A 25,975-nucleotide genomic window follows, 5' to 3' on the forward strand; every position below is an offset into this window, starting at 1 on the left:
GTCCTCGTGTGAGCACGGGACTGGGCACACTGCTGCTGGCCGACGCCCGACTGCCGGTGGGCGGTCACACCTATTCGGCCGGACTCGAACCCGCGCTCCTCGACGGCCTGCCGGTGGAGCGCATCCCCGCCTACATCGAGGCCCGGATGCGCACGGTGGGTCTGGCGGAGGCGGCGGCCTCGGTCCTGGCGTATCGAGCGGTCGGGGGCGCGTTCGTCCCCGGCCGGATCGAGGCCGGACCGGAGGGGCTCGGCGTGGACGCCGATGCCCTCGCCGACGTGCACGAGGCGTTGTTGGCCCGTTCGCCGAGCGCTCCGCTCCGGGAGATCTCGGGGCTTCTCGGCCGTGGGCTGGTCCGTCTGGCCGACCGTCTGTGGCCGGAACACCCGGCGGTGAAGGCGCTGCGCACGTTGGGACGGGCCCCGCAACGGCCGATCGCCCTCGGGGTGGTGGCCGCCGTCATGGGGTCGGAGGAGGCCGAGGTCGCCCGGGTGAGTCTGTACGACGACGCCCAGACGGTGGCCTCCGCCGCGCTGAAGCTCGCACCCGTCGACCCGGTCGACGCCGCCGGGTGGGTTCTCGGGGCCGAGGGGGTGATCTCCTCCGTGGTCGCCGAGGCGCTCGCGGTGGAGGGGATCGACGACCTGCCGGCCCGTACCGCTCCTCAGATCGAGGGGTGGTCTCTCGAACATCAAGTCAAGACCAGGAGGATCTTCGTTGCCTGAGCAGACCGAAGGAAACGCGACCACCGGCACCCGCCGCGCCATGCGCCTGGGTGTGGCCGGGCCGGTCGGTACCGGTAAGAGCACGCTGATCGCGACCCTGTGCCGCGAGCTCGCCGACGAGCTGAGCATGGCCGTGGTCACCAATGACATCTACACCGACGAGGACGCCCGCCTGCTGCGCGCGGCCGGGGTCCTGCCGATCGAGCGGATCCACGCTGTGGAGACCGGCGCGTGCCCGCACACGGCCATCCGTGACGACGTCACGCCGAACCTGCTCGCCGTGGAGGACCTGGAGGCGGAGTTCGCTCCGTTGGACCTGGTCGTCGTGGAGAGCGGTGGCGACAACCTCACCGCGACGTTCAGCCCGGCGCTGGCCGACGCGCAGATCTTCTGCCTGGACGTCGCCGGTGGCGGCGACGTGGCCCGTAAGGGCGGCCCGGGCATCGAGCGCGCCGACCTGCTCGTGGTCAACAAGACCGACCTGGCCCCGCACGTGGGGGTCGACGCCGAGCAGATGGTCACCGACGCCAAGGCCTCTCGCGGCGGGCTTCCGGTGCTGGCTCTGAGCCAGCACGACGAGGTCTCCATCAAGGCTCTGGCCGGGTGGGTGCACCAGGTGCTGGCGGACTACCGTTCCGGCACCCACGTGCCCCGCGACCCGGGCCCGATGGCCCCGCACAGCCACGCCGACGGCACCACGCACACCCACGAGGGTGGCGAGGACGGCCACGAGCACGCATGAGCGGGACCGTGGCGGCTCGGATCACCGTCGAGCGGGTCGGTGGTCGTGTACGCATGACCGACCTGGTCGGTGGAACGTATCTGAGGGCCCAGCCCCTGGGTGTTCGGGGCGGGGCCGCTCGGGTGGCCCTGCTCGGGACCTACGCCCTGCTGTTGGCCGGCGATGACCTGCGGATGGAGGTCTCCGTCGGCCCCGGCGTGTGGCTGGAGCTGGTGGAACCGTCGGGGATGGTCGCCTACGACGCCCGTGGCGGCTCCGCGAGTTGGCGGGCCGATCTGCGGGTGGCCGACGGCGGCTGTCTGGTGTGGCGCAGCGCCCCGTTCGTGGTGACCTCGGGCGCGGACATCACCCGGAACATGAACGTCCACCTGTCCGGCTCCGGTCGGGCGTTGGTGCACGAGACCCTGGTGATGGGCCGTAGTTACGAGTCGTCCGGGGGGCCGTTGCGCTCGCTCACCCGGGCGGACGTCGACGGACGGCCGCTGCTGGTCGAGGACCTGGATCTGCGCGATCCGGTGCTGGCCGGGGCCCCCGGGGTCATGGGCGGCAACCGTGTCATGACCTCGACCTTCCTGCTCGGAGCCCGACCGGAACGGTCGGTGGGCGTGCAGGAGACCCTGTTGCACGGTCCGGGGGCGCTGTCCCGGGCCGTGGCCGGCCAGGCACACGAGGCCGAGGCCGCGGTCGCCGACTCCTGGGGGAGATGGCGGTCGGGGTTCGCCGACCCGGTCGGTTATGAAGAGGAGAACGAGGACGAGGCGGCCTGAGCCTCGTCGAGATCGCCGAGGGCCGAGGAGCGCGCTCCCCGGCCCTTCGTCGTGTCACCGCACGGTGTGATCGGCGAGCGGTTCGGCCGTGCGGGAGGTGGTCTCCTTCAGGTCCCCCACCTCGTCGGCCCAGGCGTTCAACAACGCGTGGTCGTGGCTGATCGCGAGGAGGCCGACCCCTTCGGCGGCGAGTTCGGACAGCAGGTGCGCGATGGTCGCGGTGGAGGCGGCGTCGAGCATGGCGGTGGGCTCGTCGCAGATCAGGTAGCGCGGTGAGGCCGCCAGCGCCCGTGCCACGCACGCCCGTTGGAGCTGGCCGGCCGAGACCCGATCGCCGTGACGGTCGAGCAGGTCCGGGGTCAGGCCGACCTTCCGGGCCAGTTCGGCGACCCGGTCGTCGGCCTCCGACCCGCGTGGCCCGGAGCGACCTCGGGCCGAGAACGGTTCCGCGATGATCCTCCGCAGCCGCATCCTCGGGTCCGTGGCGGCCCGGGGCGACTGGTGCAGCAGCCCGACGCGGCCGTCCATCCGCCCTCGTCGGGTGGTCACCGGTTCGCCGTCGACCAGCACCGTCCCCCCGTCGGGGGGACGCAGCCCGGTGAGGATCCGGGCCAGGGAGGACTTACCGCTGCCGGAGGGGCCGGTGAGCCCCAGGACGCGGCCGGGTTCGAGGGTCAGGCTCGCCTCTTCGAGGACCACGTGATCCCCGTAGCGGCAGGTGACGCGGTCAGCGGTCAGCGACATCGGTTCCTCCCGTCCGGTCGGCGAAGGAGTGGTCGTGGGGCAGGTCGGTCAGTTCCGGCGGCAGCCCCGGGAGCGGGTGCAGTCCGTGCGCGGGAAGCGCCGCCATCAGCGCCCGCCCGTAGGGGTGTTCGGGAGCGGTGAGCACGTCGCGGGCGGGGCCCTGTTCGACGATCCGTCCCGCGTACATGATCGCCATCCGGTCGGCGACGTCCGTGGTCTCCAGGACCTGGAGGTCGTGGGTGATGACGAGGACGGCCGTGCCCGCGTCGGCGACCCGGCGGAGCAGGAGCAGGATCTGCGCGGCGAGCTCCGGGTCGAGCCCGGCGGTGGGTTCGTCGGCCACGAGCACGGCCGGTTCGCCCGCGAGCGCGGCGGCGGTCACGGCCCGCACGGCCATCCCACCGGAGAGCTCGTGCGGGAACTTGTCCGCGGTATCGGCCTCCAGGCCGACCCGCTCCAGGAGTTCGGGGACGGAGACCTCGGTGCCCAGGGCGTCGATCACCTCGGCGATCTGCGGTCCCACCCGTCGCACGGGTGTGAACGTCTCGGCCCCGGACTGGGCGGCCAGGCCGATCGTCCGGCCTCGGAGTCCGCGCCAGGCGCGTTCGTCGGCGTCGAGCATCTCCCGGCCGTCGATCGACACGCTTCCCGACGATCGGGTGCCCGCGGGCGACAGCCCGCACAGGGCCGAGGCGAGGGTGGACTTCCCGGAACCGGACTCGCCGACGAGGGCGGTCAGTTCGCCCGCGCGCAGGTCCAGGTCGATCCCGGTGGCCGCGTGTACCCAACGATCGTCCTCGGTGGGCAGTCGCAGGGTCAGGGAGCGCACTCGGACGAGCGGTGGGGCGGTGGAGGTCGCCCCCGTGCCCTCGTCGTCCCGGTCGGAACCTTCCGTCACGATCCCGGCCAGCGGGTCCCGGCCACGCCCGCGACCGAGGGCGGATCGGCTTCGGCCGCCGAGCGCGTTGCTCAGCCCGGCCACGGACAACGTGGTGGCCACCAGCACCCCGGCCGGGGCGGCCAACGTCCACCAGGCCCCGGTGAACACGTCTCCGCGCGCCACTTCGAGGAGGGTTCCCAGGCTGGCCTCGTCGGGGGAGAGCCCCAGACCGAGGAAGCTGAGCGTGGACTCGTGCCAGACGGCGTGCGGGACGAGCATGACCAGACCCACCGCGGCCTGGGGGAGCGCCGCGGGCAGCAGGTGCCGGTACAGCACCTGACCACGGGAGGCACCCCACAGGTAGGCGGCCTCGACGTACTCGGAGGAGCGCACCGAGAGCATCTCGGCGCGGACGACACGGGCGATCTGCGGCCAGTGGGTGAGCGAGATCGAGGCGATGATCGCCGTCAGCGACCCGGGGTAGAGCGCCACGATGACCACACCGATCAAAAGGTGGGGCAGGGCGTTCACCCCGTCGGTGGCGCGCATGAGGAGGCGGTCGATCCGGCCGCCGACGGTGGCGGCGACGGCCCCCACGGCCACACCGAGGACCGTGGCCACCACGGCGCAGACCAGGGCGATCAGGAGCGACACCCGTAGCCCCTCGGCGGAGCGTACGAAGAGGTCGTAGCCGGAGTGGTCGGTGCCGAACCACTGTCCGGGGCCCGGCGGGAGCAGGGCCTGGGAGAAGTCGGCGGTCTGGGTTCCCGCCCACCAGGGTGCGAGGACGGCGTAGCCGATGAGGACGAGCAGCGTCGCCACCGGCAGAGGACGCAGGGCCCGGCGTCGGCGGGGCCGCGTGGTCGGTTCAGACATCGGCGCTCACCCTCGGATCCAGGAAGAGGTAGGCGGAGTCGGCGAGCAGGGAACCGAGCAGCACCACGGCGGTGGTGGCCACGGTGAGGGCGGCCAGCAGGGGGAAGTCGAGCGACTGGGCCGAGGCCACCAGGGCGGCGGCGATCCCGGGCCAGGCGAAGATCTCCTCCACCAGGACCGCTCCCACCACGAGCTCGGGCAACCGGGCGCCCACGATCGTCACGAGGGGGGCGAGCGAGACGGGCAGCACGTGCGCGGTGACCACCGTGGCCGGGGGCACCCCGCGCGCCCGGGCGGCGCGGACCGGTTCGGAGCCGCGGGCCCGGGCCACGGCGGTGCGCACCGCCAACAGGAGCCAGGGGAGCTGGGTGAGGGCGAGGGTGCAGGCCGGCAGCACCAGGTGGGTCGCCACCCCGCCGAGCGTGTAGGGCTCGCCGGGCTCGGCGGCCCCCGCGACCGGGGCCCAGCGCAGGATCACCGCGAACGTGGTGACCGAGCCCAGGGCGAGGACGAACGGGGGCACAGCCTGCACCAGTACGCCGAGGCGGGTGATGATCCGGTCGGACCACGACCCCGGGCGCAGACCGGCGACCGTGCCCCAGAACAGGGCGAGGACGATGGCCAGGGCGAGGGCCGTGCCGGAGAGCAGCAGGGTCCAGGGGAGACGTTCGGCGAACACCTCCGAGACCGGCATCGAGTACCCCCGTGACCAGCCGAGATCGCCTCGGAGCAGGTCGCCGGCCCAGGACCACCAGGCCTGCCACCAGGGGACGTCGAACCCCAGGGCCCGGCCGAGGGACTCACGCTGCTCGGCGGTGGTCCACTGATAGCCCGCGCCCAGGTAGGCGGCGAGAGGGTTGAACGGGGAGCGCGCGGCGAGCAGGAACACCAGCGCGCTCAGTCCCACGAGCATCGGGAGTCCGATGGCGACGCGGCGCGCCACCAGTCCCGCCAGCTCACGGCGGCGATCCCGCCACCGGGTCCGGCGACGCCGGTCCTGTACACGGTGGGCGGGATCGGAGCTCATCGACGCCATGCGGCGAGGTTCCACCAGGGGCCCCAGGAGACCCCGTGGGCGTGGGGTTCGAGCACGAGCGGGCCGCGATCCCAGTCGTCCTCGGCGGCGATGTAGGTGTGGTCGACGAACGCCATGAACACGTAGGTCGGGTTCTCGATGTAGGCCCGCTGGACCTTGCGGTAGGCCTCGACGCGCTCGTCGGGGTCCAGGGTGGCCCGGGCCTCTTCGAGGGCCTCGTCGACTCCCGGGATGGAGAAGTCGCCCGGGTTCTCGTAGGTGGAGGTGCCGTCCTCGCGGCTGTGCAGGGTGGCGTAGACCTGGGTGTCCAGGTCGTAGGGCTTGTCCCCGCCGCCGAGGAGGATGCCCGCCTCGGCGGTGTTCTTCTCCATCTCGTCCCAGGAGGCGCCCTGGATGTCCACCTCGATGCCCAGGGGCAGCATCTCGGCGGCGAAGGCCGTGGCCAGGTCGCGGCGCAGGTTGTCCGAGGCGAGGTAGTAGAGGGTGAACTCGGCGCGGTCGCCGTCGCGGACCCGGATCCCGTCGGACCCCTCCTCCCAGCCGGCCTCGTCGAGGAGGTCGGCGGCGGTCTCGGGGTCGTACTCGAAGACGGCGTCCGGGTCGTGCGCCTCACCGTAGACGTCGGGGATCGGCGTGTGGGAGGGGCGCCCGTGCCCGGCGAGCACGTTCTCCACGACACCGTCGCGGTCCACGGCCAGGTTCATCGCGAGCCTGGCGTCGGGGTCGGAGGTGAAGGGGTTGTCCGAGGGAAGGGAGAGACCGCGCCACTCGGCGGTGCGGACCGGGAGGACCTCGGAGCCGTCGACGTCGGCGAAGGTCGCGGCGGTCACCGGTGGGAGGACGGTGCCGTCGATGTTACCGGCGCGCATGCGCTGGGCCCGGGTGTTGTCGTCCGGGATGGAGAGGACGACCATCTCGGTGACCTCGGGCTCCGGGCCGTGGTACTCGGGGTTGACCTCGAAGACGGCCTGGTCGGCGCTCAGGTCGGCCAGCACGTAGGGGCCGGTGCCGATCGGGTTCCGGTCGCGCCCGGAGTCAGCCGCCGGCCCGGAGGTGATCTCCTCCGACGAGGTGATGCCCAGGGTCAGCCGCGCGGGCATCGCGTAGTAGGGGGCGTTCAAGGTGAAGCGCACGTTGTGGTCGTCGAGGGCGGTGACCGACTCGATCATCGAGTAGGAACCGGCGACCTCCGAGGCGGTGTCGGGGTCGAGCACGGCGGAGTAGGTGGCCACCACGTCCTCGGCGTCGAAGGCCGAGCCGTCGGAGAAGGTGACGTCGGTGCGCAGCTCCACGTCCCAGACGGTGTTGTCGTCGTTGGGTTCGGGAGGGGCTGCGGCGAGGGCCGGTACGAGTTCGGGGAGCGCGTCGTCGCCGGTGGACTCGGGGCGCAGGAGGCCCTCGAAGATCGGGGAGACGCCGAGTTCGCCGTAGCCGTTGACGGGGTCGAACTCACCGACGGGTTGGGCGTCGGCGAGGACGATGCGGGTGGGGGTTCCGGAGGCCTCGGTCTCGGCGGCGCCGGAGCAGGCGGTCAGGAGAAGGGTCGGTACGAGAGCGGTCGCGAGGAGGGCACGTGTAGGGACGGTTCCGGTCATTCACTGCTTCCTTGTCGGAGTCGTGGTCTTTCGATGGCGAATAGTTGACCATCTGATCAGATGATAAGGTATGTCCCGTTCGCGCCGGCCACGCGGTCGACCACAGGGCCCTCGATCCCGGTCACGGCGCGTGCCCCTTTCGGGGGGATCGGAGACGACTGTCACCCTTCGGCCCGGATCGGGGATAATGGACCCGATGACCTCCCGCAGTGAACGACCTCCTACGGATGCCCAGATCGACATCGGAGCCTGGGCGGACCGGTTCCGCCTGCTCGGAGACCCGACCCGGTTGCGCCTGCTGGCCGCGATGCACCACGCCGGACCTGCCAAGGCCTCGGTCGGCGAGCTCGCCGAGATGGCCGGGATCACCGACGTCGCCGCGTCCCAGGCCCTGAGGACCCTGCGTCTTCAGGGATGGGTGCAGGACGAGAGGGACGGGCGCACCGTGCGCTACACGCTGGTCGACACCACGGTGCACGCCTTGTTGCACCAGATGGGCGCCGAACACTGAGAACGCCGACGGGGCCGCCCGGCCGCCCTCGACATCTCACGTCCCCGCGCACATGGGCACACCCGCCCACCTCTCCCAGCGCGCGAACCTCGGGAACGCCGACGGGGCGGGCACGTCACAGGTGACGCACCCGCCCCGTCGGCGGTCGATGCCGATTCTAGGAGTCGATGCGGAACAGCGTGGTGGTGCCGGAGACCTCGTTGGCCACGGCGAGCACCGGGACGCCCGGGATCGGTGAGTCGCCGCCGCTGATGAAGGTCAGACCCTCGGCGCCCAGGTCACCGGCCTCACGGCTGCTCGGGTCGGCGCCGAAGTCACGGTTGTTGACGTAATCGGTGAAGGTCACGTTCCGCGGGTCGGTGACGTCATAGATCATCACCCCGCCCACACGCTCCAGGCCGATGAACGCGTAGGTACGGCCCTTCACCTTGCCCAGGACGAGGCCCTCGGGCTCGGGGCCCTTGTCGTCGCTGCGGCCGTCGAAGTTGTTCTCGCGGTGGTTGGAGTTGAAGAACTCGGGGGCCGCCTCGGCGGTGATCCGCTCGAAGTCGGAGCCCGAGTCGAACAACAGCTCGCCGTCGTCCCCGAAGATCGAAAAGGAACGGCCGCCGAAGGAGTGGATCTCCTCGTAGCAGGAACCGTCCTCGCGCAGACCCTCGGCGGCGCTGACCGAGAGTCGGCCCAGGTTCTCGTCGGCGGTCAGTTCCTCGACGCTCTCGATCCCCTGATCGTTGTTCTCCAGGAACTCCTGGACGCGCGGGGAGTCCTCGCACACGTCCAGGTTCTTGAGCCGGCTCTCCTCCGAGTAGCCGTCCCAGTCGCGGGCGTCGCCCTCGTTGGCGGTCACCAGGAGGGTCCGTCCCCGCCACCGGTAGCCGTCGAAGCCGTCGGGCTGGTACATGCCGAGGACCGGCCAGTTCTCGATGGCGATCTCGCCGTCCCGATCGGAGGCGTCGAACCCGTTCCCCGGCTCCATGTGGTCCTTGACGCCGAGGGGGACGATGTCGGTGATCTCGGCGGTGCGCAGGTCGAGCACGCCGAAGGCGTTGGCCTCCTGGAGCATCACGTGGGCGGTGTGGGGGCTGTCCGCGACGATGTACTCCGGCTCCAGGTTCCGGGCGACCCGCCCCGGGGTCCCGGGCTCGCCGGTGGACAGGTCCGGGCCGTAGACCCGCACGTCCGGGTGGAGTTCGCGGCCCTCGTCCCAGGCGCGGAAGTCGGCGGTGCGCACGTCGTCCTGGGTGAGCGAGGCGGGCCTGCGGTTCACCGCGATCACGCTGACCGAACCCTCGGGGTCGACCGTGACCTCGTCGTTCGGCTCGCCCTCGTTGGCCACCAGCAGGGTGCGTCCCTCGGGGGTGAAGGTCAACATGTCCGGCAGGGCACCCACGCGGAGCGCGTTCACCGACCGGCCGGAGGTGTCGAAGAGGACCACCCAGCCGTCGTCGGTGCGGTCGGCGGCCTCCACCGCCACGGCCACCACGTTCCCGTGGACCGCGACGGAGTTGGCGGCCCCGCCCCGCTCCACCACGGAACCGTCGGCCGCCCGGACCCCGGCCGTCTCCAGGTCGAAGAGCCTCTCGGGGTTCTCGGGGTCGGACACGTCCAGGACCTCGACCACGGCCGCGGCGGCGTTGACCACGAACAGGCGCTGGGTGCGCGGGTCGTGGGCGACGATCTCGGCCCCGGAGGAGTCGAAGACGTCGGTGTTGTAGGTGCCCAGCACGGAGAGGCCGATGGCCTCGGTGGCCTCGGGGGCTCCGTAGGAGGGGGCCTCGTCGGCCTGGACCGGGGAGGCCAGGGTGAGGCCGAACGCGAGGGCGGCCGCGGCGGTGAGGGATCTGCGCATGGTGTTTCCTGAGGTTCGTGAGAGGGGGATGCTCACGCACCCAACCATCTCGGGACGAGGGGAACCCGAACATCCGATGACCTTCGGGTGAAGGGGCGTACCCGATACCCCTCGATGTGCTGTCCGATTCACTCCCAGGTCAGGCGGTGGGCGGTCGACACCTCCAGCGGGGCACTCCCTCGGTGGGCGGACAGCAGGGCGCGGCCCGCGTCGGAACGGGTGTGGACCACCTCGCCCGGACCGACCCACCGGTTCCACGCCCGCTCGAAGGCGAGCGCGTGTTTCCGGTTCCGCCCCGAGGCCGACGGCACCGCGTGGAAGACGGCCACCGTCTCCTCATCGGAACCGGTGAGCACGTAACGGGGGACCAGATAGCGCGGTTCGCCGACCAACGGCCCCAGGACCTCGTCGAGGGCCTCGGTGAACAGCGCCGCCGCCTCCGGGGCGTCGAGGGTGAACCGGTAGACGCCATCGCCGTCCACATGGATCCGCACCCCTCGCGCCCCCGTGCCGGAGAGACCGACCGAGCGCAGCGCGTCGGCCACGGCACAGGCGTAACGGGCCGTCTCGACCGGAGCGCGGGCCAGGGCGCGGAGCCTCTCGGCCTCCCGGGCGGTACGCCCGAACGCCCGCCACCACGAGGCCCCGGCGAGCACGGCGGCGGCCAGGGCCGGCGCCCACAGCCAGGGCAGGAGGAGGCCGGCCACGAGGAACACCGCCATGACGGGACCCGCGATCCAGACGAGCCCCAGGTCGCGCGCGGCCGGCAGCCTTCTCGGAACGGGCACGATCCCGCCCTCGCCGACCGTCACCTCGGGTTGCTCCGGACGGGCCACCACCCCGTCGGGTCCGTGGTCGACCGGGGCCGAACGCGGGCCGCGCACCCGGAGCGTGGGCAGCAGCACGTCCTCGTAGCCCGCACCCAGGCGCCAACGCGCGCGGGTCCCCTCCCGGTCGGCCGCGCGTTCGATCATTCGGAGGTTGACCCGGCCCGGGTCCTCGGGCGGTTCGTAGGGGGAGAGCTCCGGATCCACGTGCGCGATCCCGCTCATGATCCCGCCGTCCGCGTCCACCCCCAGATAGCCCTCGTGCTTGCGGACGAAGCGGTCCCAGTCGGCCGCCCCGCGCGGATGCTCACGGCTCACGCACACCACCGTCCAGGTGTGCGCCACCTTCTCCGGCCACGTGGGATCCAGCCGCAGGGCCCGCCCCCGGCTCTGGACGACCGCCGTCGGGGTGGTCGCGGTGGTCAGGTCCACCACCGTGTTGACCCCGCGGGCGTCCCACCCCTCCCCGAGCAGGGCGCGCGTGCCCACCAGCACGTGCGACCGGCCGCTCTCCAGGAAGCGCGTCACCGCGCCCACCCAGGAACGCGAGGTCCACGCCCCCTCCAACACGTGCAGCCCGTCGACCTCGCGGACGACCGGGTCCACCGAGGGGAGTTCCGAACGGACGAACTCCACCAGCGCCGCCGAGGTCGCCGGTCCGGTCGCCACGGTCCGACCCGTGACCAGCACCGGCTCCAGAACGCTCGTGCGGGGATCGGCGGCGAGCCGGACCACCTGGAGCCAGGCCGAACCGGCGTCGTCGGGGATCACCCCGCGCAACGCCGCCGGTGCGCGGGCGGAGGCGCGTTCGTGGTCGCACAGCACCAGGGCCCGCAACCGCGGTCCGATGGCCTCCCACTCCGTCGCGAGGATGTCCACCGTGGCCAGGGACTTCGCGGCGCTGCGGGCCAGGACCCGGTCCACCGGTGAGGCGCCCTTGCGGACCCCCTTGCGGGTGAGGTGGTGGCCCACGGACGGCAGCGCGGCGCGGATGCGTTCGCGCGCCTCACGGTCCCGAGGGGAGTCGGGGTCCAGACAGTGCCGCGCGTAGTCGCCGATCAGCGCGGTCCAGTCCTCGGCCCTCGGCGGATGCCGGTGCCGCTCATGGAGGCGGGCCCCGTCGGGCAGCGCGATGAGGCCCTGATGGTGCAGGCGGAGTACCGCGTCGGTGAGCGCGGGGTCGCGTGCGGCGAGCGTCCCCCAGGCCACACCGCCGCCCTCCTCCGCGTCCCGCGAGACGAAGCGGGCGTCCAACCATGGGAGGAGATCGGTGTCCGCGAACCCGGGTTCGAGCAGATCGGTGCAGAGGGCCGCGAAGCGGGCGCCCTGCCCGGCGAGGTACTCGTGCTCGGTCAGGGTGGGCTCGGTGACGTGCACCAGTTCGGCGAAGGGCGCCAGATATCCGTCGCGCACCAGGGCGGGCAGGGAGGCGCCGACGATCGGCGGCCCGAACAGCCGGTCGACCAGGTCGCGTTCGGCGGCGGTGAGGCTTCCGGCGGGGGTGCCGGTCAGCCCGATCACGTGGGCGTCGGGCAGTTCGTCGAGGATCTCCGCGAGCAGACGCCCCCAGACCTGGAGCAGGTGGTGGCATTCGTCGAGCAGCAGGGTCAGTGGTCCCGCGCCGTGCAGGGCGGCCACCAGGGCCCGCCCGTTGGCGTGCAGCCTGTCGCGGACGGGGGTGGCGGAGCGTCCCTCCTCGTCGGTCTCGGCGTCGGGGTCGAAGACCGCCAGAGACTGGTAGGTGAGCACGTTGACGGCGTCGCCGAGAGCCCGATCGTCGCCCGCGTCGCACCCTTCGGGGCGCTCGAAGGCCCTCCAGTGGCGGATCCATTGGCCCTGGATGGCGGTGTTGGGGACCAGCACCACGGTGCGGCGCCCCAGCCGGCGCGCGGCCTCCAACCCCACCAGGGTCTTGCCGGCGCCGGGCGGCAGCACGATCCAGGTCCGCCGGTCGCCCTCGGCCCAACGTTCGTCCACCCGGGCGAGCGCGTCGTTCTGGTACGGGCGGGGTTCGCCCGGCCAGAAGGCGCCGCTCAGCGGGGCCGTGCCCGGTGACGGTCCGGCCGCGGTCGGTTCCCCGGTCTGCGACATCCCCCCAGACTAGCCAGGCCGGGACCGCCTCCTCGGCGGCCCCGGCCCTCCCGCTCACTCCGAGCGCAGCCCCTCCGGGCTCATGGTCCGCAGCAGGGCCGGGACCGCCAGGAGCGTGGTCAGCATCGCGACCACCACACCCGCGCCGGTGATGATGAGGATGTCGACCGGGGCGAAGGTCACGGGGAGGTCGACCGCGATCAGGGCCAGCGCTCCCAGGGTGGTCCCGGCCACCGCGGCCAAGACGATGCCCAAGAGCACGGGGAGCGTGGTCTGCCACAGCACCGAGGCGATCAGGGTGCGTCGCCGTGTGCCGAAGGCGGTCAGTACCGCGTGCACCCTCTTGCGTTCCCTGACCTGCTCGATCGTGCCCACCACCAGCCCGGCGGCGATCATCGACAGACAGGCGAGGGCGCCGGCGATGAGCGCGTCACGCATGTCGAGCATGTCGGGGTCGGCGACGAAGGCGACCGGGAAGAGCAGGCTGGAGGCGGGGTCCAAGGCCCTGATGGAACCCTGGAGCTCCTCCTGCATCTCGGGGACGGACGGGTCGCCCCGAAGCCACACTTCGCCCCGGACGGAGAGGCCTTCCGGTAGCCTCATGGCCTCCGGGGTGGCGAGGACGGCGTCCGGCACGGAGGCCTCCGAGTACCAGGGGTGGTCGAGCGGAGGTCCCTCGAACGTGGACCACCGCGGCACCGTCCACTCGGCGGGCTCCACCTCCTCCCCGGCGCCGACCAGCAGGGTGTCGCCGGCCTCCACCCCCGCCACGTCGCCGAAGACGTCTCCGGGGGAGCACCCCGGCAGGTCGGCCATCTCGCGCAGGGACGGGCAGTCGGCGATCACGATCCGAACGTCGGAGCCCTCGGCGGTGGCGCCCCACGTCTCCTCGTAGGCCAGGGCCTTCTCCAGCCCGGGGACCTCCGCCACGAGGGCGTCGACCTCGGCGGAGGTGGGGACCTCGCGCAGATCGGCCTGGAGTTGGTACCCGGCCGCTCCGAACTCCATCTCCTCGTACGCCTCCTCGACGGACTCCGCCTGGAACACCGTCAGCTGTTGCCAGGCGCCGGCGTACAGGCTCTGCAACGCGATGGCGCCCGCGACGGTCACCACGATCCCGGCGACGGCGCGGACGGGGCCGTCGCCCGCCGCGGCCAGACGGCGCAGGGCCAGCTGGAGGGAGAGCGGGCCGCCCGAGGCCCGGCCGAAGAGCCGGTCGAGCAGCCAGGGGAGCACGGCCGTCGTGCCGAACAGCGCGGCCAACAGGCCGGTCGCCATCAGCGGCGCCCATCCGACCCCGCCCAGATCGATCCGCATGCTCAGGAGGATGAGGGCGATGCCCGCCACGAACAGGAGGAGCCGCCACCACAGTCGAGGGCGGCGTCGCTCGGCACGGCGGACGGTGCCCAGCGGTTCGATCACCACACGGCTCAGGGAGACGAGCACCACCCACAGGGCCAGCAGGGGCACACCGAGAAGGACCAGGAGGGCGAGCACGGGATGCGGGACCACGTCGGCGGTGTACAGGCCGCTCGAGACCGGCACCGCCTCCACGATCGGGCGACCGGCGAGGAAGAGCCCGGCGCCCAGCAACAGACCGAGCGCCATCCCGGGGAGGGTCTCGCCCGCGGCGATGCGCCGGGTGGCGCCGCGGTCGGCCCCCATCAACCGCAACGCGGCCAGGCGACGGTCGCGCTTCTCACCACCGAAGCGCACCGCCGCTCCGAGGAAGACCACCACGGGGGTGAGCATGACGACCACGCCCACCACGCCGAGCAGCAGGATGACGGGTTCGTCGCTGGATCCTTGTTCACCGCCGAAACCGGGGAGCCGGCCGGCGCCGTCGTCCAGGGTCAGGTCGTCGTCGCCGAGGTAGTAGGCGAGTTCGTGCGGCCCTATGAGGCCTTCGGGGCCGATCTCTCCGATGACGGTGTGGTCGTACCCGCGTCGGAGCGCCGACCGTTCCGGGTCGTCGAGGAGTTCGGCCAGGGCCGGGGAGAGCACGATCTCTCCGGGGCCGGGGAACGTCTCCACCCCGGGCGGGAGCGGCGGGTCGTCCCCCTCCGCCCTGAGGAGTCGCCCGCGGATCATCGAGCCCTCGTACTCGGTGTCGGTGACCTTGAACAGCAGGGTGTCGTCGCCCGGGGGAGGCGGCGGGTACTCCGCCACCTGGTAGTCCATACGCTCGGCGTTCCGTTCCCCCAGGTTGTCCAGGATGACCGGAAGGGAGGCGGCCAGGAGGAGGGCGGCGGTGGCGATGCCCACCCCGAGCGCCGTCAGCAGGGTCCTGGCCACGACCTCACGGCCTCCGCGCAGCGAGAGCCGCGCGCCCAGCCGGAGGTCCTTGAGGAAGGACGATCGGGACCGTCCGCGTCGGGCCCCGGTGGGCGGGTCCTCGCGCGGGCTCATCCGACCCCTCCGAGGTCCCGGGTACGGCCGTCGCGCACGACGACCTCCCGGTCGGCGTAGGCGGCGACCCGGGCCTCGTGCGTCACCACGACCACGGCGGCCCCGCTCTCCCGGGCGGCGTCGGTGAGCAGGCGGATCACCCGTTCGCCGTTCAGGGAGTCGAGCGCGCCGGTGGGCTCGTCGGCGAAGACCACCCGGGGGCGGGTGACCAGGGCCCGGGCCACCGCGACCCGTTGGCCCTCGCCGCCCGAGCACTCGCCCGGGGTCTTCGCGGCGAGGTCGCCCACGCCCAGGCGGTCCAGCCAGTGGGCGGCGGTGCGTTCGGCCCGGCGTCGGGACTCCCCGTCCAGGCGCAGGGGGAGCGCGACGTTCTCCAGACAGGAGAGCTCGGGGACGAGCTGACCGAACTGGAAGAGGAAGCCGAACTCGGTCCGACGCAGGGCGCTCAGTTCGGTGTCGGAGGCGGTCGTGAGGTCGGTGCCGTCGTATTCGATCCGGCCTTCGTCGGGGCGCACCACACCGGCGAGGCAGTGCAGCAGCGTGGACTTTCCGGAGCCGGAGGGGCCCATGACGGCCACGATCTCTCCGGGGTAGAGGGTGAGGGAGGCGTCCAGCAGGGCGGGTGTGGGGCCGAAGGAGCGGCTCACCCCGGAGGCGGTGAGCAGGGGGACGGCGGAGGAGGAAGGGGTTCCACCGGGGTGGGGGGAGAGGTCGGTGGTCACCGGCGGACCTCCTTCGCCAGGTCGTTCAGCCGGGCGGCGGTGAGCTCCAGCCAGCGCAGGTCGGCCTCCAGATGGAAGAGGGCGTGGTCGCAGATGAGCTGCTCGGCGAGGTCGCCCTCGCTCTTGCGGCGGGTGAACTCCCGCATCCGACGCAGATGTTCGACGCGTTGGACGTCGAGGATCTCGTCGGCCGGGCGGCCGGTGAGCAGGGCGAGCACGACCTTCGTGTAGAGGGTGCTCTGGAGGTAGGGCTCGGGGCTCTCGGGTCGGGACAGCCACCGTTCGACGTCGGTGACCCCCGCGTCGGTGACGGCGTAGCGCTTGCGTTCGGGGCCCGAGCCGGCCTCGACCGATTCGATCTCCACCAGACCGTTCTTCAGCAGGCGGGAGAGGGTGGCGTACACCTGCCCGTAGGCGAGGGGGCGCCTGGTGGCGAAGCGTTCGTCGTAGGCGTTCTTGAGGTCGTAGCCGTGTTGGGGGCTGCGCTCCAACAGGCCGAGGAGGGTGGTTCCCAGGGACATGATCGCGACTATACACAACGTCTATACACACCATGTATAGCTGGCTGCGGGTGGATCGGGCGCACGTCGGTGAGGGGGCGGCCGGGCCCGAAGGTCACGTGGGCGGGGCCGTGGTGAGAAGGCCCGCCCCGGGCCGGCGAGGCCCGGGGCGGGAGGGATCAGCGGGGGTCGGTCCGGTTTCCGGGCAGCCCGTGCAGGTGGGGTCTGGCGGGCTCGGCGGCACGGGCCGCGCGGCGCAGCCGGTGCCAGGAGGTGGCCCAGCGCAGACGTTCGCCCTCGTCGGTGCCGACGCAGGCGGTCACGAAGGCCATGAGGAACACGTAGCCGGGCAGCTCGGTGCCCTCCAGAGCGCGCTGGAACTTGTCGGCGGCGACCACGCCGCCGCACTTGTACTCCAGTTCGAGATAGGACCAGCCGCCCGCCCAGGCGAGATAGCGGCGCATGGTCAGCAGGAACTCCTCCGGAGTACGGGCGTCCGCCGGGTTGGGGCGGTCGTCCGCTTCGGGGGTCTCGGGTTCCGGTTCCGATCTCACGGGTTCGATATGGGCACGCTGGGGCCGACCGTCCCGGGAGAACGCTCGGTTGGGACCGGTCGGTTCGAGGACGCCAGGGACACTCACTCGGTCTCCTTTTCGGCGGTCACCACGACGGCCGAGGACATGGAAATACACTCACCCGCACCCGTGATACACGGGTGGGGACAAAGGGGGTTCTGTGATCACCGATCGGCGGATGGGGATGTTGTGGCGTGAACACCGACCGATCGGTTACAGGGAAATCTACCGGATGAAGGCGACACACGAAAGCGCCTGGTGTCCGGGTCTGTGAGAGGCGTTGGTCTCTTTCGCGCGGGCCCTACGGTCCGCTAGGGGGCCCTCTCTCGATCTTTTTTCGGGAAAGAACACCAAAGGTGACCTGGGGTGCCACGGAAAGTGATCACAAAGCCGAGTGTATTCATTTACCCGTCCCGCTCGGGCGTGTCGGGAAAGACGATCTTTCTGAACTCTAGAAAAGGTTGACCGAAACCATTAATTAAGGACGACCGAAACTAGGGGGTCCACCAGAGCGCGGTGGCGTCGTCCCGGACCTTGCCCCGGGGGAAGCGACGACACGTCGGATCGTCCGACTCCAAGGCGCGGACCCGCTCCACCAGAGCCCGGGGACCCAGGTCACGGGCCATGGCGAAGGCCTCACGCCAGGACAGGTCCCCGAAGACCTCCACCGAGCGACTCGCCCCGTCGGACATCGCGAGAAAGGGACCTCGGGGGAGGGTTCCGGTCAGGGCCTCCTCCGCCGCGCGAGGGTCGGCCCCGGCGGTCCAGAAGCCCCCGGGGACGTTCCGCCACGCGCGGATCGCGGTTCCGGGCTCCACACGCGGCCGCAGATCGTCCAACCGGGTATCGGCCACCAGCCTGAGTCCGCCCCGCTCCTCGGCCAGCAGCACCGAGTCGGACAGCACCAGGTACTCCAGTTCGTCCCCGTCGATCCGGACGGCGATCACCGTCGCCGAGGGGGTCTCCCGGTTCCCGAGGTCGCAGATCCCCTCGTGCGACGCGGACACCGTGGTGATCGCCTCCGCCAACGCGTCCCGCAGGTAGAGACCCGCGTCGATCCCGGCCAACAGCAGCGCCCCGAGTCTGCGAACGTGCCAGGCCACCCCGTGGGAGCAGCCGTTCTCGGTGTCCGTCGGAGCGCTGACACCGTCGAGCAGTACCGCCGCGGAGGCGGTCACCGCGGCGAAGTCCTCGTTGGGGCGGTCGGGGGAGGCGGCTTCGGTGGCGAGGAGGAAGGGCACGGGCCACGTCCTACCCGAGGGGAGGGATCGCACTCTCCCCGAAGGGGGTCGTCCGGCTCACATCGCCTTCGACACGGGCGATGCGGACCCCGTGCATGACGAGAGCCGCCCCTCCCGGCGAGGGAGGGACGGCCCGGGGTCGAGGGTCAGCGCACCACCACGGTGGCGTGCTCTTCCAGGTGGCCCTGCTCCCAGAGCCAGTCCATGGCGGCCAGGCTCACCCGTGCGCAGCCCTTGGAGGCCGGCTGGGCGGGGACGCTGGGGTAGCCGTGCACGGCGATGCCGCCGTTGAAGTACTTGGGCCGGTACAGCGCACCGTAGGGCCCCGGGTCCCAGGAGTCGACGCCGCGGAAGACGGCGAAGGTGCCCTCCGGGGTGGTGGCGATCCGCTCGTCGCCGTCGGAGCCCTCGTAGGGCTGTCCGGAACCGGTCGACGTGTGGATGACACTGTTCAGTTCACCGTCGACGACCACCAGCAGGAGCTGGCGCTCGAGGTCGATCTCCACCGCCGTTCCCGAGGAGGTGGGGGTGGGGACGGTGCCCTCGGCGAGCGCGGCGCGGGTGGCCGGACCCACGATGCCGTCCCGGTCGATGCCGGCGGCCTTCTGGAGGGCGATGACGGCGTGCTCGGTGTGCATGCCGAACTGGCCGTCCACGCCGTCGATCCAGTAGCCGAGTTCGCTCAGGCGCTCCTGAAGGGCGGTCACCTGGTCGCCGGTGTCACCGGTGCGCAGGTCCGAGGTGATGGCCGAGGCGCTCTCGGCGACGGGGGAGGAGGCGGGGGCGGTCGGGGCGGCGTGCGCGGGGGAGGCGAGCAGCGCTCCGCTCAGGGCCAGGGCGCAGGCCGGGCCGAGGAGAAGGGTCGTTCGGGCGGCGTTCCGTCTGAAGGGGGTTCGGGGGGAGACCATACGTTCCATTTACCCACAGAACCCGTTCTCTCGCCCCCTCGACCCCCGAATCCGTGAGAGGCGGAACACCCGGCGGAGCGAGGGATCCGGAGCCTCGAGAGGCTCCGGATCCCTCGGCGCAGGTCAGGCCCGCGCCTCGCTCTTCGCACGGCCGCCGTGGACGCAGCGGCGCATCAACAGGTCCAGAGGGCCGGGTCGGCCCCGGGCCGCGAGGAGGGCGGCGAGCACGAGGGAGATCGACCAGACGAGAGCGGCCACCAGGAGGGCACCGGCGGACCCCACCTCGGAGCCCAGACCGACCAGGTCCGGGTGGAGGAGGATCGCGACCAGCACCGAATTCAACAGGTAGAAGGTGAGCGAGCGCTTGCCCATCGCCGCGACGGCCCGGACCGCCGGCCCCGGGTCCGCCTCCAGCCGGGTCCCCCAGAGGGCGAACAGGGCCGCGTAGCCCGCGCCGCCCAGGACACCGGTGAGCACCTGCGCCCCCATGAACAGCCCGCCGGTAACCGCGTCCGGGGACAGGTATCCGAGGGAGGTGAGCGCGGAGGGCACCGCGCCCAGCACGGACAGGCCGACGCCGAACACGGCGACCTTGACGAGCAGGCCCCGGTGCGCGGCCGGGTCGTCCAACAGACCCGCGCGCCCGGCCAGGTAACCGAGGACCACCAGCAGCAACAGCGGGAAGGCGACCGCGATGAACAGGGGGCCGAACGGCAGGAAGACCAGACGTTCGATCCAGTCCCCGGCGGTCAGGTAACCGGGCAGGGCGAACTCCACCTCGCCGCCCTGCGACTCGCCCATGTTCATACCGATGAACGCGAGCGGCACGGTGGCGACGTAGAACACCGCGAACACCACCGCCGCCCGCACGATCGTCCGGTTCGAACGCAACAGTAGCCGGCCGGTCACCAACGCGGCCAGCCCGTAGGAGGCGAGGATCTCGCCGGGGAAGACGAGGAAGGCGTGGACGGCACCGAAGAGCAGGAGGAAGAATCCCCGGCGGCGGAGCAGACGGCGGATCTCCCGCTCGGAGGTGCCCCGGGCGCTCTGCCGGGCGACCATCCAGGCCATGCCGTAGCCGAAGAGGATCGCGAACATCGGGAAGGCCCGGTTGTCCAGGAAGAGCGTGGTGAACAGGGCCGCGATCCGGTCCTGGAGGGGGTCGGCGGACACGTCCGTGCCGAAACCACCGCCCGCGTACACACCGGCGTAGGCCATGGCGATGAGCAGGAGCATGGCCCCGCGCGCGAGGTCCGGGGCCAGGCGACGGGGCGAGGCGGGTGGGAGCCCGGGGTCGACCGGACCGCCCGCTTGTATCGACATGTCGACTTTCCTCTCTCGTGGCGGGTACCGCACCCTGTCTTCGCGTTCCGGCGGAGGGGCCCGAGGGGCGGGCGCGCGGCGGTCTCCACCGGAGCTCCAGTGTCCCGACGGGGGCGCTTCGGAGGCATCGGTCGACCGGCCGGCCCTTCGACCGGTTCGACGGGCGCGCGGGTCGGTCGTTCGGCCACGGGGGACGGCCGGTCGGAGCGGTGAGGACGGTTCGGGGGAGACGGGTGGGGCGATCGGTGGAAAGCGGGTAGATCGAGGGAACGGCGTCCGGCCAACCGAGCGCCGGTCCGAGGGATCCCCGACGACCCGGGAGGCGGCATGAGCCGGTTCTTCATGAACGAGCGCGAGACCCTGGTACGACAGGCGGTGGAGGGCCTCGTCGAGACCCACGGCGACCTGGTCGACGCGCATACGGACCCCCTGTTCGTCACACGACGCGAACCGGCCGCCGGGAAGGTCGCCCTGATCTCGGGCGGCGGGTCCGGTCACGAACCCCTGCACACCGGGTTCGTGGGGTACGGCATGCTCGACGCGGCCGTACCCGGCGAGGTGTTCGCCAGCCCCACGGCCCTCCAGGTGCGCGCGGCGATCCGGGCCGCCGACTCCGGCGAGGGCACGGTGATGATCGTCAAGAACTACACCGGCGACGTCCTCAACTTCTCCATCGCCGCCGAACTCCTCGCGGAGACGCACCGGGTCGAACGGGTACTGGTCGACGACGATCTCGCCACCCAGAGCGAGGACGACGGAGGCCCCGGTCGTCGGGGGACCGCGGCGGTCGTCGCGGTGGAGAAGATCTGCGGGGCCGCCGCCGAGGCCGGAGCGCCGATCACCGAGGTCCGCGACCTGGGCCGCGAGGTGGTATCGCGGTCGGCGACCCTCGGCATCGCGTTCGAGGCGTGCACCCACCCCATGAGCGGCCTCCGCTCCTTCGACCTGGAACCGGGGGAGATGGAGTTCGGGGTGGGGATCCACGGAGAGCGGGGGATCGAGACCCGGCCGGTCACCGAGGCGGCCTCGATGGTCGAAGCCCTCGTCACGCCCCTGATGGAGCGGCTGGGCGTCCGTCAGGGGGACGTGGTGTCGATGATCGTCAACGGCCTGGGCGCCACCCACGGCCTGGAGTTGTCGGTGGCGGCGCATGAGGCGCGCCGGGTCCTGGGAGGTCGGGGCGTCCGCGTCGCCCGCTCCCTGGTCGGCCCGTACGTGACCTCGTTGGACATGAAGGGGCTGTCGATCACGCTCACCGCGATGACCGACGGGCTCGTGGAGTTGTGGGACGCGCCGGTACGGACCCCGGCGCTGGTCTGGTGAGGGGAGCGGTGGAGATGACCGAGGGAACGAGGGCCGAGGCCGAACTGAGCGGCGAGGCGGCCAAGGCGTGGCTGACCGTGTTCTCCGACCGGGTGGCCGCCGGTGTGGACGAGCTGACCGACCTGGACCGCAGAGCGGGGGACGGCGACTTCGGATGGAACATCGGTTCCGCGCTCGAACGCGCCCGTGCGGGGTTGGACGGTGACGACCGGACCGGGGAGAACCCGGCCCGGGTGTTCCAGACCGTGTCCGACGCCTTCCTGGCCTCGGGCGGAACGAGCGGCCCGCTGTTCGGCCTGTGGTTCGGTCGACTGGGCGCGGGGCCCGAGAGGCCCTGGTCCGTCGTCGATCTGGGAGCGGCCTTCGGCACGGCCACCGAGGCGGTCCGACGACTCGGCGGGGCCGAGGTGGGCCACAAGACCATGGTCGACGCGATGGTGCCGGCCACCGACGCGCTCACCTCCGGTACCTCGGACACCTGGCGCGAGGCCGTGGCGGAGGCGGCCCGCGCCGCCCGCGCGGGGGCCGACTCCACCGGCGGGATGATCGCCCGCAGGGGCCGGGCCAGCTATCTGGGCGAGCGGGCCCAGGACGTGCTGGACCCCGGGGCGGTGGCCGTGGCCTGGTTCTTCGAGGCGGCCGAGGACGTGTGAACGACGACGCCCGGGGGAGCGCGGAGGCCCGTGGACCCCCGGGCGGACCGGCTCGGTAGGCTCCCGTTCGAAAGAGCGAACGAGGGGGCCGACGTGGGTACCGAGGGCAGGACCGTGAACGACCACAAGGTCGTCGTGATCACCGGGGCCGGGGCGGGGATCGGGCGGGTCACCGCTCGCCGTCTGCTCGACGACGGCCACTCCGTGGTGCTGGCCGGCCGTCGACGCGAGACGTTGGAGGAGACCGCGGACGGGCGCCCCGGCGCGAGCGTGGTCGAGACCGACGTGACCTCCTCGGAGTCGGTCCGGGCGCTGTTCCGCGCGGTGCGCGAACGGTACGGGCGGGTGGACGTGCTGTTCAACAACGCCGGGGTGTTCGGCGCGACCGCCTCGGTGGACGAGATCACCGACGAGGCCTGGCGAGAGGCCCTCGACACCAACGTCACCGGATCCCTGTACTGCGCGCGCGAGGCCGCCGCGATGATGCGGGAGCAGGAGCCCGGCGGCGGACGGATCATCAACAACGGTTCCGTCTCCGCGCACGTGCCCCGCCCCTCCAGCGTGGCCTACACGGTGAGCAAGCACGCGATCAGCGGCCTCACCGCCTCCATGAACCTGGACCTGCGCGCCCACGGCATCGCCTGTACCCAGATCGACATCGGCAACGCCGCCACCGCCATGACCGCGGGGATCGGCGCCAACGCCCGCCAGGCGGACGGTTCGGTCCGGCCCGAACCCACCATCGACGCGGGTCACGTCGCCGACACGATCGCGCACATCGTGTCCCTGCCGTTGGACGTCAACGTCCCCTCCCTCACGGTCATGGCCAGGGAGATGCCCTTCGCCGGACGCGGGTGAGCCGGCGGGGGTGGTGGGACGAGCACCCCACCATCCCCGCCCGAGCCGTGCTAACGTCGCTTCTTCGCGGCGACCCGGACCTGGCCCCTCGGCCCAGGGACGTGCCGAATGCACGTTCTCGATCCGCCAAGGGGAGCCGCGTCCATGCGTGTCCACCTCGCGGTGTACGCCCGAGGGCTACGCCGCCATTCCACCTATCGCGCCGCCACCGCGGCCGGTGCCCTCACCAACGCCGTCTTCGGCGCCATCAACGCGATGGTGCTGCTCTCCGTGTTCGAGGCGCGCCCACAGATCAACGGCTACGACGCCGGTGACGCCGTCACCCAGGTCTTCGTGGGGCAGATGCTCCTGACCGTCACGATGGTCATCAGCGTCGCCCCCTCCCTCGACCTCGCGGAGCACATCCGTACCGGTGAGATCGCCACCGATCTGCTCCGTCCGCTCTCCCTCCAGGGATGGTGGCTCTCCCAGGACCTGGGAAGGGCCACGTTCGGTCTCCTCTTCCGAGGGGCCCCGGTCTTCGCGGTCGGCCTGATCCTGTTCGACGCGACCCTCCCCGGCGGGGTGGGCGACGCCCTGGCCTTCCTCGTATCGGTGGCGCTCGCCGCCCTGGTCGGCTTCGGTCTGCGCTATCTGTACTCGCTCAGCGGGTTCTGGATCCTCGACACCCGCGGGGTGTGGATGGTGACCGGTCTGATCGGCCCCATCGCCGCCGGGATGCTGTTGCCGCTGGCGCTATTCCCCACGGCGATCGGCGACACGCTCCGTCTGCTGCCCTGGGCGTCGATGGTGCAGATACCCACCGAGATCCTCCTGGGCAAGGACACCCTGCCGGGCGGTGGCGCGTTCGGCGGGCTGGCTCTCCAGGCCTTCTGGGCGGTCGTCCTGCTCGCTCTGGGCGCGTGGCTCAGCACCGTCGCCACGCGCAGGGTGGTGGTCCAGGGTGGCTGACACGAACGTCCCCGCCCGGTCGGGCCCGGAGCGTCCTCGTGTCGGGGACCTCCTCCGCCCGTTCCGGGACTACCGGCTGCTGGCCTGGACGTGGGTGCGCTCCGCGGCCCAGTACCCGCTCTCCATGATCCTCATGTCGCTGGCCGTCGCGGTGAGCGTCCTCACCCAGGCCGGCGCGGTGATCATCCTGTTCGGCCACGCGGGCTCCCTCTCCGGGTTCACCGTGTACGAGGGGTTGATGGTGTTCGCCCTGGCGGCGAGCGCCTTCGGGATCGCGGACCTGTTCATCGGCTCGGTGGAACGTCTCGGCCGGCACATCCGCACCGGTTCCCTCGACGCCATGCTCATCCGCCCGGTCTCCCCGCTGATCCAACTGGCGGCGGACGAGTTCTCCCCGCGCAGGCTCGGCAAGGTCGTCCCCGCCCTGGTGCTCCTGGGCGTCTCCCTGGCCGGCGCCGACATCGAGTGGACGGTGGCCAAGGCGCTGCTGCTACCGACGATGCTGCTCTCCGGGGTCCTGATCTGCGGGGCGATCTGGGTGATCACCGCCTGTCTCCAGTTCTTCGTCGCCGACGCCCGGGAGGCCGCGAACACGCTCACCTACGGCGGACAGGCCCTCTCCGAGTACCCCCTGGCGATCTACGGGGCCGAGATCGTCCGGTCGGTCACCTACGTGGTCCCTCTCGCCTTCATCAGTTGGCAGCCGGCGCTGTTCGTCCTGGACCGGTCGGATCCGCTCGGCATGCCCGAGGGCCTGCGTTACGCGGGTCCCTTCGTCGCCGTCCTCCTCTGCGTCTGCGCCGCCCTGGCCTGGCGGTTCGGACTGCGCCACTACCGATCCACCGGGAGTTGAGCCATGACCTCGAACGAGAACACGAACCGGGCGCCCGAACGGGGGCCGATCATCGAGGCGGTCGGTCTGGGACGCGACTACGTGCGCTCCGAAGGCCCCTTCCTGCGCAGGACCCGACGCCGGATCGCCGCGGTCGAGGACGTCACCTTCACGGTCCGTCCCGGAGAGATCGTGGGCTATCTGGGACCCAACGGCGCCGGTAAGTCGAGCACGATGAAGATGCTCACCGGCATCCTCACCCCCACCTCGGGCACGGTGCGGGTCGCCGGGATGGAGCCCTCGCGCCACCGGACCCGGCTGGCCCGGGAGATCGGCGTCGTGTTCGGCCAGCGCACCACCCTGTGGTGGGACCTTCCGCTGCGCGAGAGCCTGACGTTGACCCGACACCTGTACCGGGTCCCCTCCGACCTCCACGCCGAGCGTCTGGCCGAGCTCACCGAACTCCTCGAACTCGGTCCCTTCCTGGACACCCCGGTGCGGCAGCTCAGTCTCGGTCAGCGCATGCGGGGCGACCTCACCGCGGCCCTCCTGCACGCCCCGAGCCTGTTGGTCCTGGACGAGCCGACCATCGGCCTGGACGTGGTGAGCAAGTCGACCATCCGCGAGTTCCTGCTGAGGATCAACGCCGAGCGCGGCACCACCATCCTCATCACCACCCACGACCTGGGCGACGTGGAGCGTCTCTGCGATCGGGTGATGGTGATCGACCACGGACGGCTGGCCTTCGACGGAGGGCTCTCGGAGCTGCGCGCCACCGTCCCCACCCCGCGGGTCCTGGTGGTCGACCTGGCCGCGCCGGTCCCGGAGATCGAGGTGGAGGGGGCCCGTACCGTTCGGGTCGAGGGGCCGCGCCAGTGGCTGGAACTGGCCGACAACCCGGCCCGGGTGATCGAGAGGGTGGCGCGGGACCACGAGGTGGTCGATCTGACCCTCCGCGAACCCGACATCGAGACGGTCGTATCGGCCCTCTACCGGGGCGCGGCCCCCGAACGGGGCGCCCTCGCCTCCTGAGGGCC

General features: G+C 71.9%; 23 protein-coding genes. 10 read left to right on the top strand and 13 right to left on the bottom strand.

The window, feature by feature from the left end:
- Positions 1-8 precede the first annotated feature (8 nt).
- The 3 genes from D451_RS0110255 to D451_RS0110265 are packed head-to-tail and all read left to right on the top strand — an operon-like array spanning position 9 to position 2,234.
- Entirely contained in the window at positions 9-725 is a 717-nt protein-coding gene (locus D451_RS0110255; protein WP_017534321.1) for an urease accessory protein UreF, read from the top strand.
- A gap of 40 nt (positions 726-765) precedes the next feature.
- Complete coding sequence (gene ureG / locus D451_RS0110260) at positions 766-1,467, top strand: urease accessory protein UreG (protein WP_051067462.1); 702 nt, start codon at positions 766-768, stop codon at positions 1,465-1,467.
- Positions 1,464-2,234, top strand: a complete 771-nt coding sequence (locus D451_RS0110265; protein ID WP_014909026.1) for an urease accessory protein UreD — start codon at positions 1,464-1,466, stop codon at positions 2,232-2,234. Before ureG ends, D451_RS0110265 begins: the two co-directional genes overlap by 4 nt.
- A gap of 54 nt (positions 2,235-2,288) precedes the next feature.
- Here D451_RS0110265 and D451_RS0110270 read toward each other — a convergent pair whose 3' ends face one another.
- Genes D451_RS0110270 through D451_RS0110285 form a run of 4 tightly spaced genes read right to left on the bottom strand, consistent with a single transcriptional unit; the run spans position 2,289 to position 7,365 of the window.
- Entirely contained in the window at positions 2,289-2,978 is a 690-nt protein-coding gene (locus D451_RS0110270; RefSeq protein ID WP_017534323.1) for an ABC transporter ATP-binding protein, read from the bottom strand.
- On the bottom strand, positions 2,962-4,734 hold the full coding sequence (locus tag D451_RS0110275) for a dipeptide/oligopeptide/nickel ABC transporter permease/ATP-binding protein (protein WP_017534324.1): 1,773 nt from the start codon (positions 4,732-4,734) through the stop codon (positions 2,962-2,964). Before D451_RS0110275 ends, D451_RS0110270 begins: the two co-directional genes overlap by 17 nt.
- Positions 4,727-5,770 carry an ABC transporter permease gene (locus tag D451_RS0110280; protein WP_017534325.1) on the bottom strand — a complete coding sequence of 348 codons (1,044 nt, stop codon included), beginning with the start codon at positions 5,768-5,770 and terminating at the stop codon, positions 4,727-4,729. The genes D451_RS0110275 and D451_RS0110280 overlap by 8 nt, the downstream gene beginning before the upstream one ends.
- The gene (locus D451_RS0110285; RefSeq protein WP_017534326.1) at positions 5,758-7,365 is read right to left on the bottom strand and encodes an ABC transporter substrate-binding protein; all 1,608 of its coding nucleotides are present in this window, start codon (positions 7,363-7,365) and stop codon (positions 5,758-5,760) included. The genes D451_RS0110280 and D451_RS0110285 overlap by 13 nt, the downstream gene beginning before the upstream one ends.
- Before the next feature lie 196 nt (positions 7,366-7,561).
- Here D451_RS0110285 and D451_RS0110290 point away from each other — a divergent pair, with 196 nt between their 5' ends.
- Positions 7,562-7,876 carry an ArsR/SmtB family transcription factor gene (locus tag D451_RS0110290; protein WP_020379952.1) on the top strand — a complete coding sequence of 105 codons (315 nt, stop codon included), beginning with the start codon at positions 7,562-7,564 and terminating at the stop codon, positions 7,874-7,876.
- Positions 7,877-8,033: 157 nt separating this feature from the next.
- On the opposite strand, the gene D451_RS0110295 is transcribed toward D451_RS0110290, so the two are convergent.
- From D451_RS0110295 to D451_RS0110335, 9 genes are all read right to left on the bottom strand, one after another.
- Positions 8,034-9,725 (bottom strand): choice-of-anchor I family protein, encoded by a 1,692-nt coding sequence (locus D451_RS0110295; protein ID WP_026124967.1) that lies wholly within the window; start codon positions 9,723-9,725, stop codon positions 8,034-8,036.
- 128 nt (positions 9,726-9,853) lie between these two features.
- The gene (locus D451_RS0110300) at positions 9,854-12,643 is read right to left on the bottom strand and encodes a DEAD/DEAH box helicase family protein (RefSeq protein ID WP_017534327.1); all 2,790 of its coding nucleotides are present in this window, start codon (positions 12,641-12,643) and stop codon (positions 9,854-9,856) included.
- Positions 12,644-12,697: 54 nt separating this feature from the next.
- Positions 12,698-15,052: an FtsX-like permease family protein gene (locus tag D451_RS0110305; RefSeq protein ID WP_017534328.1), complete on the bottom strand. Its 2,355-nt coding sequence runs from the start codon at positions 15,050-15,052 to the stop codon at positions 12,698-12,700.
- Entirely contained in the window at positions 15,049-15,774 is a 726-nt protein-coding gene (locus D451_RS0110310) for an ABC transporter ATP-binding protein (RefSeq protein ID WP_017534329.1), read from the bottom strand. Before D451_RS0110310 ends, D451_RS0110305 begins: the two co-directional genes overlap by 4 nt.
- On the bottom strand, positions 15,771-16,295 hold the full coding sequence (locus D451_RS0110315; RefSeq protein WP_014908322.1) for a PadR family transcriptional regulator: 525 nt from the start codon (positions 16,293-16,295) through the stop codon (positions 15,771-15,773). The genes D451_RS0110310 and D451_RS0110315 overlap by 4 nt, the downstream gene beginning before the upstream one ends.
- A gap of 158 nt (positions 16,296-16,453) precedes the next feature.
- Complete coding sequence (locus tag D451_RS0110320) at positions 16,454-16,915, bottom strand: hypothetical protein (protein ID WP_017534330.1); 462 nt, start codon at positions 16,913-16,915, stop codon at positions 16,454-16,456.
- 428 nt (positions 16,916-17,343) lie between these two features.
- Positions 17,344-18,090, bottom strand: a complete 747-nt coding sequence (locus tag D451_RS0110325) for a protein phosphatase 2C domain-containing protein (RefSeq protein WP_017534331.1) — start codon at positions 18,088-18,090, stop codon at positions 17,344-17,346.
- A gap of 146 nt (positions 18,091-18,236) precedes the next feature.
- Positions 18,237-18,998 carry a L,D-transpeptidase family protein gene (locus D451_RS0110330; protein ID WP_014913200.1) on the bottom strand — a complete coding sequence of 254 codons (762 nt, stop codon included), beginning with the start codon at positions 18,996-18,998 and terminating at the stop codon, positions 18,237-18,239.
- 123 nt (positions 18,999-19,121) lie between these two features.
- Entirely contained in the window at positions 19,122-20,321 is a 1,200-nt protein-coding gene (locus D451_RS0110335; RefSeq protein ID WP_017534333.1) for a DUF418 domain-containing protein, read from the bottom strand.
- Between the two features lie 327 nt (positions 20,322-20,648).
- On the opposite strand from D451_RS0110335, the gene D451_RS0110340 reads away from it, so the two are divergent.
- From D451_RS0110340 to D451_RS0110365, 6 genes are all read left to right on the top strand, one after another.
- Positions 20,649-21,644, top strand: coding sequence for a dihydroxyacetone kinase subunit DhaK (locus D451_RS0110340; protein WP_017534334.1), 996 nt, complete (start codon positions 20,649-20,651; stop codon positions 21,642-21,644).
- A 14-nt stretch (positions 21,645-21,658) separates the two neighbouring features.
- Positions 21,659-22,297, top strand: a complete 639-nt coding sequence (locus D451_RS0110345) for a DAK2 domain-containing protein (RefSeq protein WP_193789607.1) — start codon at positions 21,659-21,661, stop codon at positions 22,295-22,297.
- Positions 22,298-22,411: 114 nt separating this feature from the next.
- Positions 22,412-23,155 carry an SDR family oxidoreductase gene (locus D451_RS0110350; protein ID WP_036568032.1) on the top strand — a complete coding sequence of 248 codons (744 nt, stop codon included), beginning with the start codon at positions 22,412-22,414 and terminating at the stop codon, positions 23,153-23,155.
- A gap of 144 nt (positions 23,156-23,299) precedes the next feature.
- Positions 23,300-24,106, top strand: coding sequence for an ABC transporter permease (locus tag D451_RS0110355; RefSeq protein ID WP_017534337.1), 807 nt, complete (start codon positions 23,300-23,302; stop codon positions 24,104-24,106).
- Positions 24,099-24,959 (top strand): ABC transporter permease, encoded by an 861-nt coding sequence (locus D451_RS0110360; protein ID WP_017534338.1) that lies wholly within the window; start codon positions 24,099-24,101, stop codon positions 24,957-24,959. Before D451_RS0110355 ends, D451_RS0110360 begins: the two co-directional genes overlap by 8 nt.
- 3 nt (positions 24,960-24,962) lie before the next feature.
- Positions 24,963-25,970, top strand: coding sequence for an ABC transporter ATP-binding protein (locus D451_RS0110365; protein WP_017534339.1), 1,008 nt, complete (start codon positions 24,963-24,965; stop codon positions 25,968-25,970).
- The last annotated feature ends 5 nt before the right edge of the window (positions 25,971-25,975 follow it).

The organism is Nocardiopsis alba DSM 43377 (assembly GCF_000341225.1).
Lineage (GTDB): Bacteria > Actinomycetota > Actinomycetes > Streptosporangiales > Streptosporangiaceae > Nocardiopsis > Nocardiopsis alba.

Bases quoted from the DNA above. Each gene is read 5' to 3' on its own strand.
- D451_RS0110305 (WP_017534328.1), bottom strand. From the start codon at position 15,052: ATGAGCCCGCGCGAGGACCCGCCCACCGGGGCCCGACGCGGACGGTCC.
- ureG (WP_051067462.1), top strand. From the start codon at position 766: ATGCGCCTGGGTGTGGCCGGGCCGGTCGGTACCGGTAAGAGCACGCTG.
- D451_RS0110270 (WP_017534323.1), bottom strand. From the start codon at position 2,978: ATGTCGCTGACCGCTGACCGCGTCACCTGCCGCTACGGGGATCACGTG.
- D451_RS0110300 (WP_017534327.1), bottom strand. From the start codon at position 12,643: ATGTCGCAGACCGGGGAACCGACCGCGGCCGGACCGTCACCGGGCACG.
- D451_RS0110290 (WP_020379952.1), top strand. From the start codon at position 7,562: ATGACCTCCCGCAGTGAACGACCTCCTACGGATGCCCAGATCGACATC.
- D451_RS0110355 (WP_017534337.1), top strand. From the start codon at position 23,300: ATGCGTGTCCACCTCGCGGTGTACGCCCGAGGGCTACGCCGCCATTCC.
- D451_RS0110285 (WP_017534326.1), bottom strand. From the start codon at position 7,365: ATGACCGGAACCGTCCCTACACGTGCCCTCCTCGCGACCGCTCTCGTA.
- D451_RS0110295 (WP_026124967.1), bottom strand. From the start codon at position 9,725: ATGCGCAGATCCCTCACCGCCGCGGCCGCCCTCGCGTTCGGCCTCACC.
- D451_RS0110345 (WP_193789607.1), top strand. From the start codon at position 21,659: ATGACCGAGGGAACGAGGGCCGAGGCCGAACTGAGCGGCGAGGCGGCC.
- D451_RS0110365 (WP_017534339.1), top strand. From the start codon at position 24,963: ATGACCTCGAACGAGAACACGAACCGGGCGCCCGAACGGGGGCCGATC.
- D451_RS0110340 (WP_017534334.1), top strand. From the start codon at position 20,649: ATGAGCCGGTTCTTCATGAACGAGCGCGAGACCCTGGTACGACAGGCG.
- D451_RS0110275 (WP_017534324.1), bottom strand. From the start codon at position 4,734: ATGTCTGAACCGACCACGCGGCCCCGCCGACGCCGGGCCCTGCGTCCT.
- D451_RS0110330 (WP_014913200.1), bottom strand. From the start codon at position 18,998: ATGGTCTCCCCCCGAACCCCCTTCAGACGGAACGCCGCCCGAACGACC.
- D451_RS0110315 (WP_014908322.1), bottom strand. From the start codon at position 16,295: ATGTCCCTGGGAACCACCCTCCTCGGCCTGTTGGAGCGCAGCCCCCAA.
- D451_RS0110280 (WP_017534325.1), bottom strand. From the start codon at position 5,770: ATGGCGTCGATGAGCTCCGATCCCGCCCACCGTGTACAGGACCGGCGT.
- D451_RS0110335 (WP_017534333.1), bottom strand. From the start codon at position 20,321: ATGTCGATACAAGCGGGCGGTCCGGTCGACCCCGGGCTCCCACCCGCC.
- D451_RS0110265 (WP_014909026.1), top strand. From the start codon at position 1,464: ATGAGCGGGACCGTGGCGGCTCGGATCACCGTCGAGCGGGTCGGTGGT.